The sequence below is a fragment of the Amycolatopsis sp. DG1A-15b genome (assembly GCF_030285645.1).
In the GTDB taxonomy this organism is placed as follows: domain Bacteria; phylum Actinomycetota; class Actinomycetes; order Mycobacteriales; family Pseudonocardiaceae; genus Amycolatopsis.
In genome coordinates, this window is the sequence record NZ_CP127296.1 from 2,079,137 (window position 1) to 2,094,526 (window position 15,390).

Sequence of the window (15,390 nt, forward strand, 5' to 3'; positions counted from 1 at the left end):
AGATGTGAAGTGACGAGTCCTTTCGACGACGAGAACGGCCGGTTCCTCGTCCTGGTCAACGCCGAGGAAGAACGCAGCATCTGGCCGGTGTTCGCCGCGGTGCCGCCGGGGTGGGAGGTCACGCTGGGGGAGAGTTCCCGCGCGGACGCGGTCGCCCACGTCGAGGCCACCTGGACGGACCTGCGCCCGAAGAGCCTGCGGGACGCCGGCTGATGGCGAGCGACGCGCTCGACCGCGAAGCGGCCATCGAAGTCACCGGGCTGCGCAAGGGATTCGGCAGCCACCAAGCCCTCGCCGGCGTCGACCTGCGGGTGCCCGCGGGCTCGGTGCTGGGCCTGCTCGGCCCCAACGGCGCGGGCAAGACCACGACCGTCCGGGTGCTCGCGACGCTGCTGCGCCCGGACGGCGGCACCGCCCGGGTCGCCGGCTTCGACGTGGCCACGCAGGCGAAGGAGGTGCAGCGCCGGATCGGCCTCGTCGGCCAGTACGCCGCGGTCGACGAACTGCTCACCGGGCGGCAGAACCTCCAGCTGCTCGGCATACTGCTGCACCTCGGCCGGCGCGGCGCCCGGGCCCGGGCCGCCGAGCTGCTCGAGCGCTTCGACCTGACCGACGCCGCCGACCGCGCGGTCGGCACGTACTCCGGTGGCATGCGGCGGCGGCTCGACCTGGCGACCTGCCTCATCGGCCGCCCGTCGGTGCTGTTCCTCGACGAGCCGACCACCGGCCTCGACCCGGCGAGCCGCAGCACGCTGTGGGGGATCGTGCGGGCCCTGGTCGACGAGGGCGTCACGGTCCTGCTCACCACGCAGTACCTCGAGGAGGCCGACTACCTCGCCGACCACATCGTCGTGATCGACCACGGCCGGGTGATCGCCGAGGGCACCGCCGACGAGCTGAAGCGCAAGATCGGCGCGGAGCGGCTCGAGGTCGCCGTCGCCGACGCGAAGTGGCTCCGGCCCGCGGTATCGGCGCTGTCCGGGGTTTCGGCCTCGGCGGTGACCGTCGACGAACGCAAGCGGAGCATCGCGGTCGAACTGCCCGATACCGCCGGGGGCATCGCGGCCGCCGCGGCCGCCCTGCGCGACGCCGGCGTCGAGTACACCGACTTCGCCCTGCGCCGCCCGACGCTCGACGAGGTGTTCCTCGATCTCACCGGACGTCCTTCGGTCACTTGACCGGCCGCCACCAGCTCGTCCGTCCACCCAGGACGGCGAGCCGGGGCAGCAGCAGGAACCGGACGATCGTCGTGTCGACGACGAGGACCAGCGTGGTGGCCAGGGCGAACTCCCGGACGTCCCCACGCTCGGTCAGTCCCCAGACCAGCCACATCACCACCGTCACCAGCAGCGCGCCGCCGGATGCCGACCAGGCCCGGCGGCACGCGTGCGCCACCGTGTTGCGCCGGGACATCCCGGCCAGGGTTTCGCTCCGCAGCCGGTGCAGCAGGTAGACCTGCAGGTGGTTCGCCGGCACGAGCAGCGCGACCACCAGCACCATGGGCGCCCAGCCGGGCAGCGGATCGACGAGCACGGCCAGCAGCCCCAGCCCGGCGAGCACGGCGACCCCGTTGAGCAGGAAAGTCGCCACGGCCACCACCGGGCGCCGGTAGACGACCAGCGTGGCCAGGCCGAGGATCACCAGCATCGACGTCACCGCGCAGCCGTCCAGGTCGGCGGCCAGCGGCCGGCAGCCCGCGCAGGCGGGGGAGAACATCCGGATCGACCCGTAGACCGCGGCGGCGCCCAGCGTGAGCACGCCGGCCGCGATGGCCGTCGGCCGCACGAACCGCGGCAGGTGGCCGACCTTCAGGGCCGAGGGCAGCGGCGGCAACGGCCTCGCCGCAGCGAGCACCCGGTCGTTCAGGGCCGGCAGCAGGCTGAGCGAGGCCAGGGTCGCGACCGGCACCACCACGAGCACGGCAGTGGCCACCGGCGCCGACCCCGGGGCGGCGACGAGGGCCACCGCGGTCAGCGAGACGGCGAGGGCCCCGCCCGAGACGAGGGCGGCGTTGCCGGCCGTGCTCGCGACGATCCGGGCGGCCCGCGACGCGTCGTTCCCGCTCGCCACCGCTTCCCGGCTCCGGCAGACGGCGAACAGCATGTGCTGGACCGCCACCGTGATGACGACGAGCAGTGCCGCGTTGCCGGCGAGCGGCGACATCTCGGCGGACTCGGACACCGCGTCCAGCACGGCCGCCGACGTGGCCGTGACGATGCTGATGAACAGCGCGGACACGAGCAGCAGCAACCGGGAGAAGGGAACGCTCAGGACGATCGCGATCGGCGCGGCGACCACCGGCCACCAGTTCGCCGCCACGTCGGGGTCGGACAGGGAGCCGTCACCCAGCCGGGCCCCGCCGGCGACGCCCGGCAGCTCCGCCACGGCGACGAAGACCAGCCACAGCGCGATGACGGCGATGGGGTGCTCGGCACACCAGCAGGAGGTGCGGACGGCGAGCGAAGGCTTCACGATCGTCCCCGTTCGACCCGATGGGAAAGGCGGCGTTCGCGGTGCGATTCCCGTCCGCGCGTGTGTTCGAGTCTAGGGGAACGTGACCGTTCGTTCACGGGGTGTGAGACCCGGATTCGCGGTGGTGCTAGGCCGTGTGTGGTGGGTCACAGCGCCGGGCCGGTCATCGGCCGAGCCCGGCGGGCCGGATCGTCCGGTCGTCCTCGAGCAGGTCCTCGCCGTAGAGGTCCGCCACCCACTGGTCGTGGTAGACGGTGTCGAGGTAGCGGTCGCCGAGATCGGGCGCGATCGCGACCGCCGTGCCGATGTCTTCGTGCCGCTCGAGCCAGCTCAGGGCGCCACTCACGACGGTCCCGGTGGAGCCGCCGAAGCAGAACCCCTCCCGGGTGAGGGCCCGGCAGGTGCGCACGGTGTCCGCTTCCGCCACGTGCAGCACGTCGTCGACGTAGGAGGCGTCGAGCATCGGCGGCCGGATCCCGGTGCCCAGGCCGGGGATCATCCGGCGGGCCGGCGGCGTGCCGAAGGTGACCGAGCCGACGGTGTCGATCGCGACCACCCGGGTGCCGGGCCGGTGCTCGCGCAGGTACCGCGCGCACCCCATGAGCGTCCCGGTGGTGCCCGCCCCGATGAAGACGACCTCGGCGTCGGGGAAGGCCTCGGCGATCCGCGGCCCGGTCGTTTCGTAGTGGGCGCGCCAGTTCCCGGCGTTTTCGTACTGGTTGAGCCAGACGTGGCCGCGTTCGGCGCACAGCCGCTGCACCAGCTCGATGCGCGCACCCAGCAGGCCGTGCTCCGGGTGCGGCTCGGTGACGATGCGGACCTCCGCCCCGAGCGTCTCCATCAGCTGCCGGGCCCCGAGCGTGCACCGCGAGTCGGTGACGCAGACGAACCGGTAGCCGGAGCTGGCGGCGACGAGGCTCAGCGCCACGCCGAGGTTGCCCGACGAGCTCTCCACGAGCGTGGAACCGGGCCGCAGGTCGCCGCGGCGCTCGGCCGCGGCGACCATCGACCGGGCGGCCTTGATCTTGATCGACCCGGCGAAGTTGAAGCCCTCGCACTTGAGGAAGAGCGGGCGGCCGGCGAACCGGCGGAGGTCGACGTACAGGTCGTCGGTGTTGAAATCCTGCGGGGCGCTGATTATCGGCACGCGAAGCTCCCGCTCACCGCTTGCCGTACCGGTCGAGTTCGAAGAAGAACTCGGGCACGGTCCGCAGGTCGCCGGAAGCGCGTAGCTGGTCGTAGACGTGCTTGCCGACGGCGAGGTCGAGCACCCCGAGCCCGAACGGCGAGAAGACCAGCGGCCGGTCCTTCGGCAGGGACGCCTTTCCGGCCATCACGTCGTGCAGGGTCCCGGAGAGGAAGTCGCGGTCCCCGGTCCGCTGCTCGGCCAGGTGCACCGACGTGTTCGCCTTCAGGCAGTGCTCGACGTCGTCGACGACGTTGGTCGCCGACAGGATCACCTCCGGCGACAGGTCGCGCAGCGAGACGTGCAGGACCAGCGGGTTGTGCTCGAACCACGCCGGGTCGTGGACGTGCGGCTCGCCGGCGACCGTCGCGAACACGACCAGGTCGCTCCCGCGGATCAGGTCTTCGGCGCTGTCGTGCACGGTGACCGACGGCTGCCCCGCCGCGTTCAGGTAGCCGCGGAAGCCCTCGGCGTGCGCGGTGCTCAGGTCGAAGACCCCGACGTCGTCGAAGTTCCAGCCACCGGCGGCCAGGTAGGTGTGGATGTAGCGGGCGATCAGGCCGGTGCCGACGATGCCAAGGCGGGCCGGCCGGGGCCGGTCCCGGGTCAGCCAGTCGGCGGCGAGCGCGGCCGAGGCGGCGGTGCGGGTGGCGCTGATGATGGAGCTTTCCAGGCAGGCCAGCGGATAGCCGGTCTGCCGGTCGTTGAGGACGAGGATCGCCGAGGCCCGCGGCAGCCCGCTCGCCACGTTCTCCGGGAAACTGGAGATCCACTTCAGCCCGTCGACCGCGATGTCCCCGCCGACCGACGCCGGCAGGGCGATGATCCGCGAGGACGGCCGGTCGGGGAAGCGCAGGAAGTAGGACGGCGGGTTGACCGTGTCGCCTTCGCCGTGCAGGCGGTAGGCCGACTCGATCAGGTCGATGACGAGTTTTTCCTGTCCGCCGAGGACTTCGTGGACCTGCGCCCCGGAGATCACGGCGAACTCCGGGACGGACGTGCTGGTGCTCATGCTGGCAGCCTCCTGAGGCGGTCGGTGGGCTCGGGTCAGTGCGCGGCGAGGGTGGCGATGCGCTCGGTGATCCGGCGGTCGAGCTCGTCGAGCGTCTCGGCCGAGGGCCCGATGAGCACGCCGTAGAGGCGGCCGGCGAACGCTTCGCCCGCGGCGCCGACGCCGGCTCCGGCGTTGACCGTGGCGAAGTTGTTGACGAGCAGCCCGCTCCCGGAGCCGGCGAACAGCAGGTCGCCGAGCGTCTCGCGCAGCCGGGCGAAGGGCAGGGGAGCGGCGAGGCGCACCGGGTAGTGCCGGGCCATCGCGACGGCGGCGGCGGGCACGAACCGCTCCTGCAGCGGTACCTGGTAGGTCGACATGTTGTTGCGGGCGTTGATCTCCAGCACCGGGAAGATCCCGCCGTCCGGCTCGACCAGCGCGTCGACGCCGACGACGCCGTAGTAGCCGTCCTTCGCCAGCCGGGCACCCAGGGCGTCCGCCGCGTCCCGGATCACCCGGTGCTGGCCCTCGTCGAGCCGGGCGGGCATCCGGTGTCCCTTGTGGACGCCGTTCTCGGTGATCGCCTCCTTGACGAAGTCGAACCGCACCGAGCCGTCCCGGCCCACGGTGAACTGGTAGTTCAGGTCGGCGAGCTTGTCGACCCAGGTCTCGGTGACCAGCGCGATCCGGTCGCGGCCCGCCTTCTGCGCGCTGCGTTCGATCATCCGCTGCAGGCGCAGCAGCCGCTGCTCGCTCGTGACGACGGCGATGCCCTTCCCCGACACGCCGTACGCCTCCTTCACCACCACCGTGCCGCCCTCGGCGAGCACCTTGGCGGCCTCCGGGACGGCCTCGGCCAGCTGGGCAGGGGTGTCGCAGACCCAGCCGGGCGGCTGCCGCAGCCCGAGCTCGTCGGCCAGCCGCCTGCTGTAGACCTTGCTGTTGACGGACTTGCAGAGCGCGGCGGACGGGGTGGCCAGCGGCACGCCCGTGCGGGCCGCCAGTTCCTCCTCGACGGCCGAGGCGCCGTGGGGGAGCAGGTGCGCGCCGTCGGTCGCCAGTTCGGCCAGCGTGGCGACGAGCGCGGGATCGGCGAGCGCGTCCTGGCTGACGTTGCGCGCCGGGTCCGGTGCCGCCACGACGTGGACTTCGGGCAGTTCGAACCCGAGGTCGAGCAGGTAGCGGTGGTAGTCCGGGTCGGGCGCGTGCTTCAGCACCACGTGGTCGCCCTTGCCGCCCAGCAGCAGCGCGAACTCGTCCATGCTGTTGACCACCGCCGTGCTGCCCGCGGCGGACACCCGCGGCAGGCCCAGCTCGTCGGCGGCCCACAGTTCCTCGACCTCGAAGTTGCCGAGGAAGACGAACGGGTGCTCGGCCGAGCCGAGCGCGGCCGTCTTCAGCCGCGCGATGAAGTTCGGGCTCGTGCTTTCGGTGTCCATGGCGGACCTCCCCCTCAGACGACCAGGCCGCCGTCGATCTCGAATACGCTTCCGGTGATGTAGGCGGCGCGGTCGGACACCAGGTAGGCCACCAGATCGGCGACCTCCTCGGCGGTGCCGAACCGGCCCAGCGGGACGGCCGCGCGCAGTTTCTCGCGGGCCTTGCCGGTCATCTGGGCGGTCATGTCGGTCTCGATCAGGCCCGGCGCGACCGCGTTGACCCGGATGCCGAACCGGCCGACTTCCTTGGCGAGCGCCTTGGCGAAGCCGATGACCCCGCTCTTGGACGCGGAGTAGTTGACCTGGGTCGGGTTGCCGTGCACCCCGGACACCGAGGACAGGGTGACCACGCTGCCGCGGCGTTGCTTGAGCATCAGGAACAACGCCGGCTGGCAGACGTTGTAGACGCCGTCGAGGTTGGTCCGCAGCACGTCCGTCCAGCGGTCCTCGGTCATCGTCACGAACGCGCCGTCCCGGGTGATGCCCGCCGACGTCACCACGGCGTCCGGGACGCCGAGGTCGGCGGCGGTCCGGGCCACCCACTCGCCGGTCGCCTCCCGGTCGGTGACGTCGACCTTCGTGGCGACCGCCCGCCGCCCGAGGTCGTGCACCTCCTTGGTGAGCACGTCGGCGGACTGTTCGTCGGAGCGGTAGCAGAACGCGATGTCGTGGCCGCTTTCGGCGAGGCTCAGCACGACCGCGCGGCCGATGCCGCGGGAACCGCCGCTGACCAGCGCGACTTTCGGGGCGCTCATGCGGCGGGCTCGCCGAGGCGCAGCAGCGTGCACGCCACCGAACCGTCGTCGTCGCAGGTGGTGACGACCGTGTGGTCGGCGCCGGCCCGCTCGGCGGATTCGGCGACGCTGAGGACGGCGGCGAGCTGGAACATCGCGCTCGCCGAAGCCGTGTCACCGAGGAGGTCCGCGGACGGCACCCGGTCGACGGCCGCGTCCCCGAACAGCTCCCGCAGCGCCGCCGTCTCGACCGGTTCGCCGCGCTGGTCGGTGAAGCCGCTGCCGGTGGCGGCCCACACCTGCTCGGGAGCGACCCCGGCGGAGGTGAGCAGCGCGCGCACCGCGACGGCCACCGTCCCGGCGAGATCGCCGTCGAGGCAGACCCGCGATTCGAACCCCTCCAGGGTGCCCAGCACCCGGCGGCCGGGCGGCCGCAGGTCCGCGGGCTCGAGGAGGAACATGGCGCAGCCCTCGCCGATGACCACCGGCTCGGACCCGCCGCGGCGGTGGTGCTCGACCCAGGCGCGGGCGGGGGAGTACTCCTCGGCGGCGCCGCAGAGCACCCGGGTCGCCCGGCCGGTCCGCAGCAGCCGCCGCGCGTAGTTCAGCGCGTGCGGGCCCGTGGTCCGGCCCGCGGCGATCGTCGCGTTCGGACCCTTGAGCCCGTGCCAGATCGCCGCCTGGCCGGCGGCGCAGTTCATCACGCAGCCGGGCACCGCGGCCGGCTCGACGTGGTCGGGCTTGTCGCCGGTGAGCGAGGCGCGGGTCAGGTCCATCATGCTCTGCACGCTGCCGGTCGTGGTGCCCAGCACGAACCCGATGTCGTCGCGCTCGTCGCCCGGCTCGACGCCGATGTCGGCGAGCAGGTGCTTCGCCGCGGCGACGGCGAGCCCGCTGACCCGGTTCATCGCCCGGGTGCCCTTCGTGCCGAGGAACTCCCGCGGCTCGAAGCCCGGGACGGTGGCCGCGGTTTCCGCGGGGCCACGCGCCCAGCGCTGCGCGTCTATTGTGGACACCGGTGAGGTCCGGGTGCGGACGCCGTCGGCGAAGGAGGCGCGGTCGTGGCCGAACGGCGAGATCGCCGTCCAGGCCGAGATGACCGGCGCGGCCGGGGTACCAGTGCTCATGCGATCGCCTCTCGCGGGCCGTCGTAGCGGCCGATCAGCACGACCGAGTTGTTGCCGCCGAAGGCCCAGCCGTTGTTCTGCACGATCCGCAGGTCCGCCTCGACCGCCACGTTGGGCACGCAGTCGACGGCGCACTCGGGGTCGGTCTCGATGTGGTTGATCGTCGGCGGGATGAACCCCTCGGTGATGGCGACCGAGCAGCCGATCGCGGCCAGCGCGCTCGCCGCGCCCATGGAGTGGCCGAGCATCGACTTCATCGACACCACGCGGGGCGTGTCGTCGCCGAACAGCTCGCGGATCGCCGCGGCTTCGGTCTTGTCGTTGGCGTGGGTCCCGGTCCCGTGCGCGGAGATCAGGTCGACCTCGGCGGGCTTGACCCCGGCGTTCGCCAGCGCCAGCTCCATGCAGCGGGCGATGCCGCCCTGGTGCGGGGCCACCGGGTGGTGGGCGTCGCAAGACAGGCCGTAGCCGAGCACTTCGCCGTAGATCCGGGCGCCGCGCGCGGTGGCCGACTCCAGGCTCTCCAGCATCAGGATGCCGGCGCCCTCGCCGGTCAGGATGCCCAGCCGGTTCTTGTCGAACGGGCGGCAGAAGTCCGGCGCGATGCTGCGCAGCCGGTAGAAGGAGGTGAACGTCTTGCGGCAGACGGCGTCCGCACCACCGCACAACGCGAAGTCCGCTTCCCCGAGCCGGATCGCGTCGAACGAGTGGCCGATCGCGTAGTTGCCCGCCGAGCAGGCCGTCGCGATGCTGCCGACCTCCACGTTGGAAAGCCGCAGTTCGTGGGCGATCGAGGTGGCGAGCCGGCCGGCCGACGTGCGCCGGGCCAGCCGCGGGCTCATCGCCTCGGGGCCACCCGCGATCTCCAGCGAGACCATGCTGTCGAGCTCGTGCGACTCGCCGTCGGTCGTGCCGACCGACAGCAGGCAGCGCGCCTCGCGGAGCACGTCGAGGTCGATGCCGGAGTCCGTCACGGCCAGCCGGGCGGCGGCGGTGGAGAACCGGCTGGCGCGGCCGAGCGAGTCGATGTCGACGTGGTGGATCCAGCGTTCCGGCTCGAAGCCGATGACCTCGCAGCCGTTGTTGTGCTCGAAGCCGGTCGTGTCGAAGACGCTGATCGGCCGCACGTTGCTGCGCCCGGCGCGAAGCGCGGCCGTGAACTCGTCGATGCCCGTGCCCAGGCTGGAAACCACCCCGCAACCGGTGATCACCACCCGCCTGCCGGGTGTGGTGGACTGTGTTGAAACCGGGGCTCCGCCCCGGGCCGGGGGCTTCGCCACCCGGAACCCCCGAAACTGGTCGCTCATCGGATTTCCCTTACCAGCCGGCGGATTCCGCGACGACCTCGTAGGCGCTGTCCAGGTCGACCATCCGGCGGAACTGCGCCTGGTCGATCGTGACGCCGAACTGCTTCTCCAGCGCGGCGAGGACGTCCATCAGCGTGAGCGAGTCGGCTTCGTGGTCCTCGATGAAGTTGCTCGTCGGGGAAAGCTCGTCGTCCTCGAGTTCGAGGTGCTCCTGGACGATCGCGCGGATCTGCTCCCTGCGCTCGGACACTGCCGTTGTCATGACCACTCCTGTACCGGTTTCGGACGAACTTCGGCCTCGCCGGGAAACTAGCCAGCGCAGATGACCGCACTCTGACCGAACGCTGACGAAGGCGGGCGTCGGTGAGCCGTCAGCCGTCGGTCATCCGGGTGCGCCATGATCATGGTCGTGATCACGGAAGGAGAGTGGATGAGCCCGGACGGTATTCGTGAAAGTTCTTCGGAAAGTTTTCCGGAAACGACAGCAGGGACGGCCGGTGGTCGCGCCGTCCCTGCTGCCGGTGGTGCCGTGATCTTCAGTCGAGCATGCAGTCCTGCACCAGGATCGCCTGGTATAGCTGCCGCAGCGCCCGGCCGGGTGAGAGGCCGAGTTCACTGCCGAGCCACTTGCTGGTGTGGTGGAACACCGACAGCGCCTCGCTTTGCTGGCCGGTGCGGTAGAGGGCGAGCATCAGCAGTTCGCTGAGCCGTTCCCGGCCCGGGTTCTCGGTGGCCAGCTGCCGCAGTTCGTGCACGGTGTCGTGGTGCTGTCCCACCGCGAGCCGGGCGGCGATCAGGTCTTCCTGGACGGCCAGCCGCCGCTCGTTCAGGTGCGTGGCCGCGGCCCGGCAGCGCACGCCTTCCTGAACGTCCATCAGTGCCGGCCCCCGCCACTGCACCAGGGCTTCCCGCAGGATGCCGGTGGCTTCCTGCGGTGCGGAGGCGACCAGGGACGTGCCGCGCCGCGCGAGTTCGAGGAATCGGTGCGAGTCGATCGATTCGGCGGACACCTCCAGCTGGTAGCCGCTGTAGGTGGTCCGGACGATCTCCTCCCCGCTCGCGTCGGTGATCGGCTTGAAAAGCCGCCGTAGTCGTGCGATATTTGCTTGCAGTGCGTTGCGGGAGTTGGCGAGTGACCGCGGGCCCCAGAGCTCGTCCGCCAGCTGCTCGTAGGACACCGGGCGGCCCGGCGACAGAGCCATCATGGCCAGCAAGGTCCGCACTTTCTTTGCGCGTATCGAGTAAATTCTCCCATTCGATCTTATTTCCATGGCGCCTAGTAGTTCGATTTCCACTTCGATGACCCCCAGATTCGGGCAGCCCGATACTCATCGGCCGGACCATCCGAAGATGTATTTTGCGCAAGATAGTGGCAGAGGGCTGGTGGCTTAGGTACCTCCGTTCGGACGAGTGAAACGCCTAACTCGTCAGTAGTATCACCTGGTGGACAGTTTGGCTCGGGATGTATTCGGACATACCCCGGGGTGGTGGTGTTAGCACCACCATTAATGGTGGTGTCAGCACTCCGGGGACCGCTGCTGATCTTCGCTGGTAGGGTCCTCGCGAGCGGCGCCGACCGCCCGGCTCCTTGCACGAGCGGCAAGGGCGTCATTACACCGCGAAACCCGCGCTGACCGGGCGGTCGCCGGCCGGACGACGGCCGGTCCGGACCCCTGGGGCGCCGGGCGCGGGGTGTGCCGGGGACGTCCGGCCGGCGCGTGGCGGGGATGCCCGCAATGGGAGCGCAAACATCATTCGGTTTCGGCTCCGGCTAATAAAATTGGCGCCCTCTGCGGGCGGGTCCGGGAGGCGCCCGGCTTTGTCCGGCGGCTTTTGCTCCGGTTGGTGAACGGTGTACACCGAGTTTCGAAACAAAGCCCGGTCCGGAAGCGCCGCGCGGACTACCTCGGCGAATGGCACGGGGCCGGCTTCGCTAACTGCGCGGGGAGGTACTCGCGGGCCTCGCCGATCGGCCGGCGGATTCGAAGGCGGCGGTACGCCGGTGTCCCGCCGAGGCGGGTTCAGGCTTGCGCCCGCGGACGTATGACAGTCGCGTGTGGCAGCGGCGGCCGCTTGTCGAGGGTGGCGGCGGAGCCGGGGTTGGTCATCAGGCGTGCGATAGCTCGGTCACGCTGAGTGTGCGTCTCGCCGGCCGGCTGGGCGGCGCTTGTACCGACGGCGGGTACCGGGGTGCCGGCCGGTCGGTCGGCTTGGGCGCGGTGCTCGTGCCCGCAGTAGGCACCGAGGCGTCGGTCGGCTTGGGCGCGGCGCGCCGCCGGGTGGGGTGCCGCCCGTGGTGTGTCGCCGCCTGCCGGGCCGAAGGCGTGCATGAGCGCCTTCGGGGGTCATTCATCTCCCGGCGCGGCCATCCGGGCTGCGCCGCGCACGACCGGCCACAATGGACACTACCGCCCCGGTGTGGACCAGCCGGCCGCTTTCTCGGCGGCGGAGTCCGATTTCCCGTGATATCCTGATCGTGATCGGACCACTCGATTACCGACAATCCCGCCCCGCCGGCGAGATCTGCCTTGATTCGACGATCGTCTCCGGTTTCCGGCCCTTCGCCCAGCCCTGATCCTTGTCCGGTGTGACGCATGAGCCCGCTGTTCCACGCGAGCGTGCGCGTGGACCGATGTGAAGGGGAATCTCCATGAGTGACACAGTTCTGGCCCAAGCTGCCAACATCAACCCCGGCCTCGCCGCCATCGGGTACGGATTGGGGGCGATCGGCCCGGGAATCGGCGTCGGCCTGATCTTCGCCGCCGTCATCAATGGTACCGCACGGCAGCCGGAAGCGCGCGGGAAACTGCAAACGATCGGCTACTCGACCTTCGTGCTGAGCGAAGTGCTCGCGTTGATCGGGGTCGTCGTGTATTTCATCGCGTCCAACCGGTGAATCGCCCCGCCCGCGCTCGGGCCGCCGCCCGAGCGCGGGCGCGTGCCGCTGCACTGTCCACGGATACGTTGGCACACTTCGGCTTCCGGTCCGCCCCGGCGAGCCGCCGACGTCGATCGCGGACCGCGCTCCTCGACGCCGGGAAAAGATCCGCGGGAGGCGCCGCGTTGTGCGAACATGCGGTGGTGGACACTCTGGCGGGCGCGACCGAAACGGCGGTGATCGTGCCGGTACCGGCCGCGGACGCGGTGGTGGGGCCCTACCGGCAGGCGTTGGACCACTCGGCGGCGTGGGGCGTGCCGGCCCACGTCACGGTCCTCTACCCGTTCCTCCCGCCGGATCGGATCACCGCCGCGGTGGCCGGCGACCTCGGTGAGGTGCTGACGGGGGCTGGTTCGTTCGAGTGCGTGTTCTCGCGGGTCGCGTGGTTCGGGCAGGAGGTGGTCTGGCTGGCTCCGGACCCGGCCGGGCCGTTCCGGGCGTTGACCGAGCGGGTGTGGGGCAGGTTCCCGCAGTGCCCGCCGTACGGCGGGGCCCATCCCGAGGTGATCCCGCACCTGACGATCGGGAGCACCCGCCTCGGCGACCGGCCCGCGCTGAGCCGGGCGGCCGCCGAGGTGGCGGCGAAGCTGCCGATCCGGGCCGGGATCGACCGGGTGCGCCTGATCGCGGGGAACGCGGACCCGGGTTCGTGGCGCACGGTGGCCGAGTTCGCCTTGGCGGCGAGCTAGCTCGACTGCATCAGGATGAAGTCGCCGTGGCCGCCGTAGCCGAGGACGTCTTCGGCGTACTGGGTGCCGTCGAACGTCGGCAGCCACCAGCGGTTGCCGATCCGGACCAGCATCGGGTGCGGGATGTTGGTGCCGTACGGGGCGTTCAGCGTGCCGAGCTTGCGCAGGCTCAGGTCGTACACCGGGTACTCCCGCGCGTCGCCGTCGCTGGCGAACAGGTACCAGCGGCCGCCCACCCGCTGCAGGATCGTGCCTTCGGTCTGGTCGACCGAAGTGTCGGCGCCCAGCAGCGTCAGCCCCTGGTCGTAGTCCGCGCCGCGCGGGGCCGCCGCCAGGGCCGGGTGGAACACGAAAGCCGGTTGCTGGGCGGGGCTTTCGACGAACGCGATGTGCCAGCGGCCGTCGATCTTCGTCAGCGCCGGGTCCCACGAACTGACCGTCGTGGGCAGCGGCAGCCGCTCGGTGGGCAGGACGTGCACCCCCGAAAGCACGTCGGTGCGGGTGACCGCGTGGCGCACGTGGACGCCGTTGAACGAAAAATCGCCCCAGGAGCTCATCAGCAGGATGAAGCGGTCGTCGTCGCAGATGATCTGGCCCGCGTGGTCGCCGAGCACGACGCCGTCGCGCGCGAAGAACAGGGTCGCCACCTGCTCCAGCTTCGTCGGGTCGGCCAGGTCGAGCGTCCACACCGCCCAGTGCGCCTGCTGGAAGAACCCCAGGCCGGCGTTGGTCATGGTCAGGTAGAGCTTGCCGTGGCGGATGTAGGGCCGGCCGTCGGCGTGCTGCACGACGTGGGGGTCGCGGACGCCGGCCTGGCCGTAGTACCCGGCTCGCACCCGGCCCAGCCGCGCCGGCCCGCGGGTGCCGTAGGCGTACCCCAGCCGGCCCAGTACCGCCGGGTCGCGCAGGTCGATGCGCGCGCGGACCTGGTCGCGCTCGGTCAGCAGCGGCCGCCAGCCGGTGCCCCGGTCGGCCAGCACCGTGACCGCGTTTTCGTTGACCACCACGGCGAAGCCGAACGGCGCCCGCAGGTCCGCCGGCGCGGTCTTGACCACGGTGGTGCCGTCGGCCGTGGTGATCTCGATGCCCGCCCGGCCCGCGGCGGCGTCGTAGGTGCCGAGCACCGAAATCCCGGCTCCGGCCAGCCCGGCGACGACCGGCGCGCGGTCGTCGAGCACCTGCACGGTCACCGTCCCGTACGGTGCCTTCGGCCGGATGCCGGTCTTGACGAGCGCGCCGGGCCGGGCGGGGGAGTCGAGCTGGACGAACTTCGGCGCGATCAGGTCGAACGGCCGGAACTGCTCCGTGACGGAGAACTTCAGGTCCAGCGGGGTCGTGCCGGTGGCCATCTTTTCGGGGGTCCGGGTGGCGAAGCCCCCGGCCCGGGGCGGAGCCCCGAGCGGCACAGCCGCCTCGGCGGTGCCGCCGAAGAGACTCGCGGTTACGCCGGTGACCCCCAGTGCGGTGAGGGCACGCAGCACGTCGCGTCGATCGAAGTCGGTCACCTTTGACCTCCGTGATGGGGAACGGGACCTCAGTTTGCAACGTGGCATGCAACGTGGCAACCGCTGTCGGGCGTCATTCCTCGACGAGGGACTCGAGGAGCCCGCCCGCCAGTTCCTCGGCGGGGCGCGTCCATGCGTGACGCAGGGTGCGGAACAGCGCCGCGGCGCGCGTGCCCGGCCAGTCCGGCGGCAGCAGCGCCGGCGGCAGGACGGGGTCGCGGCGGATCAGCAGCAGCCATTCCGCGCCCAGCCGGATGCGGCGGGACAGCTCGTCGCCGGGTTCGCCGGCCGCGCTGCCGCTCCAGCGGCGGAGGAACTGCTCGTAGCCGGCCGCGATCCGGGGCAGGTCCCAGGCTTCGCGGGCGATCCGCACCGGGTCGGTCCACATGAACGGCTCCGCGCGGAACACCTCGGCGTGGTCGAGGAGGTCGAGTTCGGCCAGTGCCGGCGCGATGTCGGCGGCCGACGCCGAGACCCACAGCCCACTGCGCAGCGGGCCGAACCCGAACCAGCCCAGCCGGGTGCGCAGGGCGTACCGGTCCGCGCGCCGGGTTTCCGGCACCGAAAACGTCAGCAGCGTCCACCGGCCGTCCCAGTGCCGGTCGACGACGTCGCCGTCGAGCTTGCGCTGGCCGTCGCGCAGGACGGCGGTGCCGTGCGCGGTCAGGCTCAGGAACGCCCGCCGTCCCCGGCGGACGGTGCGGAGCAGCTCGCGGCGGCTCATCCGGCTCAGCGTCGCCCGCGTCGCGTGTTCGCCGACGCCGAGGCGTTCGAGCGCGGCGATGACCCCGCCGGTCGACACGGCGATCCCGCGGTCCAGCACGTGGTCGCCGAAGAGCGTGAGCAGCAGGGCCTCGGGCCGCACGCCCGGCACGCCCTCGTCCTCCGCCCAGCCGGCCGCTTCGAGCATGCGCCACCTCCGGAGTCCAACCTACCCGGCCGGATTCTTCGCTGTTTCGGCGACGATCATCATCGATTTGTCCGGCATTTCGCGACCGTTGC

General features: G+C 71.6%; 15 protein-coding genes. 4 read left to right on the forward strand and 11 right to left on the reverse strand.

What is annotated here, in order from left to right; all coding sequences use genetic code 11:
* Nucleotides 1–9 precede the first annotated feature (9 nt).
* The gene (locus QRY02_RS09415) at nt 10–213 is read left to right on the forward strand and encodes an MbtH family protein (RefSeq protein WP_285991114.1); all 204 of its coding nucleotides are present in this window, start codon (nt 10–12) and stop codon (nt 211–213) included.
* Nucleotides 213–1,178, forward strand: a complete 966-nt coding sequence (locus tag QRY02_RS09420; RefSeq protein ID WP_285991115.1) for an ATP-binding cassette domain-containing protein — start codon at nt 213–215, stop codon at nt 1,176–1,178. Before QRY02_RS09415 ends, QRY02_RS09420 begins: the two co-directional genes overlap by 1 nt.
* Here QRY02_RS09420 and QRY02_RS09425 read toward each other — a convergent pair.
* The 9 genes from QRY02_RS09425 to QRY02_RS09465 form a co-directional block, all read right to left on the reverse strand.
* Nucleotides 1,171–2,472 carry an MMPL family transporter gene (locus QRY02_RS09425; protein ID WP_285991116.1) on the reverse strand — a complete coding sequence of 434 codons (1,302 nt, stop codon included), beginning with the start codon at nt 2,470–2,472 and terminating at the stop codon, nt 1,171–1,173. The genes QRY02_RS09420 and QRY02_RS09425 overlap by 8 nt on opposite strands.
* Before the next feature lie 163 nt (nt 2,473–2,635).
* Nucleotides 2,636–3,619 (reverse strand): 2,3-diaminopropionate biosynthesis protein SbnA, encoded by a 984-nt coding sequence (gene sbnA, locus QRY02_RS09430; RefSeq protein ID WP_285991117.1) that lies wholly within the window; start codon nt 3,617–3,619, stop codon nt 2,636–2,638.
* Between the two features lie 13 nt (nt 3,620–3,632).
* Nucleotides 3,633–4,670 (reverse strand): 2,3-diaminopropionate biosynthesis protein SbnB, encoded by a 1,038-nt coding sequence (gene sbnB, locus QRY02_RS09435; protein WP_285991118.1) that lies wholly within the window; start codon nt 4,668–4,670, stop codon nt 3,633–3,635.
* A gap of 35 nt (nt 4,671–4,705) precedes the next feature.
* Nucleotides 4,706–6,088 (reverse strand): preATP grasp domain-containing protein, encoded by a 1,383-nt coding sequence (locus tag QRY02_RS09440; protein ID WP_285991119.1) that lies wholly within the window; start codon nt 6,086–6,088, stop codon nt 4,706–4,708.
* A 14-nt stretch (nt 6,089–6,102) separates the two neighbouring features.
* Nucleotides 6,103–6,843, reverse strand: a complete 741-nt coding sequence (gene fabG / locus QRY02_RS09445) for a 3-oxoacyl-ACP reductase FabG (RefSeq protein WP_285991120.1) — start codon at nt 6,841–6,843, stop codon at nt 6,103–6,105.
* Complete coding sequence (locus tag QRY02_RS09450; protein WP_285991121.1) at nt 6,840–7,949, reverse strand: beta-ketoacyl synthase N-terminal-like domain-containing protein; 1,110 nt, start codon at nt 7,947–7,949, stop codon at nt 6,840–6,842. The genes fabG and QRY02_RS09450 overlap by 4 nt, the downstream gene beginning before the upstream one ends.
* Nucleotides 7,946–9,160: a beta-ketoacyl-[acyl-carrier-protein] synthase family protein gene (locus QRY02_RS09455; RefSeq protein WP_285993804.1), complete on the reverse strand. Its 1,215-nt coding sequence runs from the start codon at nt 9,158–9,160 to the stop codon at nt 7,946–7,948. Before QRY02_RS09455 ends, QRY02_RS09450 begins: the two co-directional genes overlap by 4 nt.
* A 106-nt stretch (nt 9,161–9,266) precedes the next feature.
* Nucleotides 9,267–9,518: an acyl carrier protein gene (locus QRY02_RS09460; RefSeq protein ID WP_285991122.1), complete on the reverse strand. Its 252-nt coding sequence runs from the start codon at nt 9,516–9,518 to the stop codon at nt 9,267–9,269.
* 274 nt (nt 9,519–9,792) lie between these two features.
* On the reverse strand, nt 9,793–10,527 hold the full coding sequence (locus QRY02_RS09465; protein ID WP_285991123.1) for an AfsR/SARP family transcriptional regulator: 735 nt from the start codon (nt 10,525–10,527) through the stop codon (nt 9,793–9,795).
* Between the two features lie 1,379 nt (nt 10,528–11,906).
* On the opposite strand from QRY02_RS09465, the gene QRY02_RS09470 reads away from it, so the two are divergent.
* Together QRY02_RS09470 and QRY02_RS09475 are read left to right on the forward strand one after the other, a co-directional pair.
* The gene (locus QRY02_RS09470; RefSeq protein WP_285991124.1) at nt 11,907–12,152 is read left to right on the forward strand and encodes an ATP synthase subunit C-like protein; all 246 of its coding nucleotides are present in this window, start codon (nt 11,907–11,909) and stop codon (nt 12,150–12,152) included.
* Between the two features lie 185 nt (nt 12,153–12,337).
* Nucleotides 12,338–12,883 carry a 2'-5' RNA ligase family protein gene (locus tag QRY02_RS09475; RefSeq protein ID WP_285991125.1) on the forward strand — a complete coding sequence of 182 codons (546 nt, stop codon included), beginning with the start codon at nt 12,338–12,340 and terminating at the stop codon, nt 12,881–12,883.
* Here QRY02_RS09475 and QRY02_RS09480 read toward each other — a convergent pair.
* Both QRY02_RS09480 and QRY02_RS09485 read right to left on the reverse strand, forming a co-directional pair.
* Complete coding sequence (locus QRY02_RS09480; protein ID WP_285991126.1) at nt 12,880–14,388, reverse strand: hypothetical protein; 1,509 nt, start codon at nt 14,386–14,388, stop codon at nt 12,880–12,882. The two genes, QRY02_RS09475 and QRY02_RS09480, sit on opposite strands and share 4 nt — an antisense overlap.
* Before the next feature lie 73 nt (nt 14,389–14,461).
* Complete coding sequence (locus QRY02_RS09485; RefSeq protein WP_285991127.1) at nt 14,462–15,298, reverse strand: PaaX family transcriptional regulator; 837 nt, start codon at nt 15,296–15,298, stop codon at nt 14,462–14,464.
* Nucleotides 15,299–15,390: the final 92 nt, after the last annotated feature.

Excerpts from the sequence above, each read along its gene's own strand:
- QRY02_RS09420 (WP_285991115.1), top strand. The coding sequence starts at position 213 with ATGGCGAGCGACGCGCTCGACCGCGAAGCGGCCATCGAAGTCACCGGG.
- sbnB (WP_285991118.1), bottom strand. The coding sequence starts at position 4,670 with ATGAGCACCAGCACGTCCGTCCCGGAGTTCGCCGTGATCTCCGGGGCG.
- QRY02_RS09440 (WP_285991119.1), bottom strand. The coding sequence starts at position 6,088 with ATGGACACCGAAAGCACGAGCCCGAACTTCATCGCGCGGCTGAAGACG.
- fabG (WP_285991120.1), bottom strand. The coding sequence starts at position 6,843 with ATGAGCGCCCCGAAAGTCGCGCTGGTCAGCGGCGGTTCCCGCGGCATC.
- QRY02_RS09450 (WP_285991121.1), bottom strand. The coding sequence starts at position 7,949 with ATGAGCACTGGTACCCCGGCCGCGCCGGTCATCTCGGCCTGGACGGCG.
- QRY02_RS09460 (WP_285991122.1), bottom strand. The coding sequence starts at position 9,518 with ATGACAACGGCAGTGTCCGAGCGCAGGGAGCAGATCCGCGCGATCGTC.
- QRY02_RS09465 (WP_285991123.1), bottom strand. The coding sequence starts at position 10,527 with ATGGAAATAAGATCGAATGGGAGAATTTACTCGATACGCGCAAAGAAA.
- QRY02_RS09470 (WP_285991124.1), top strand. The coding sequence starts at position 11,907 with ATGAGTGACACAGTTCTGGCCCAAGCTGCCAACATCAACCCCGGCCTC.
- QRY02_RS09485 (WP_285991127.1), bottom strand. The coding sequence starts at position 15,298 with ATGCTCGAAGCGGCCGGCTGGGCGGAGGACGAGGGCGTGCCGGGCGTG.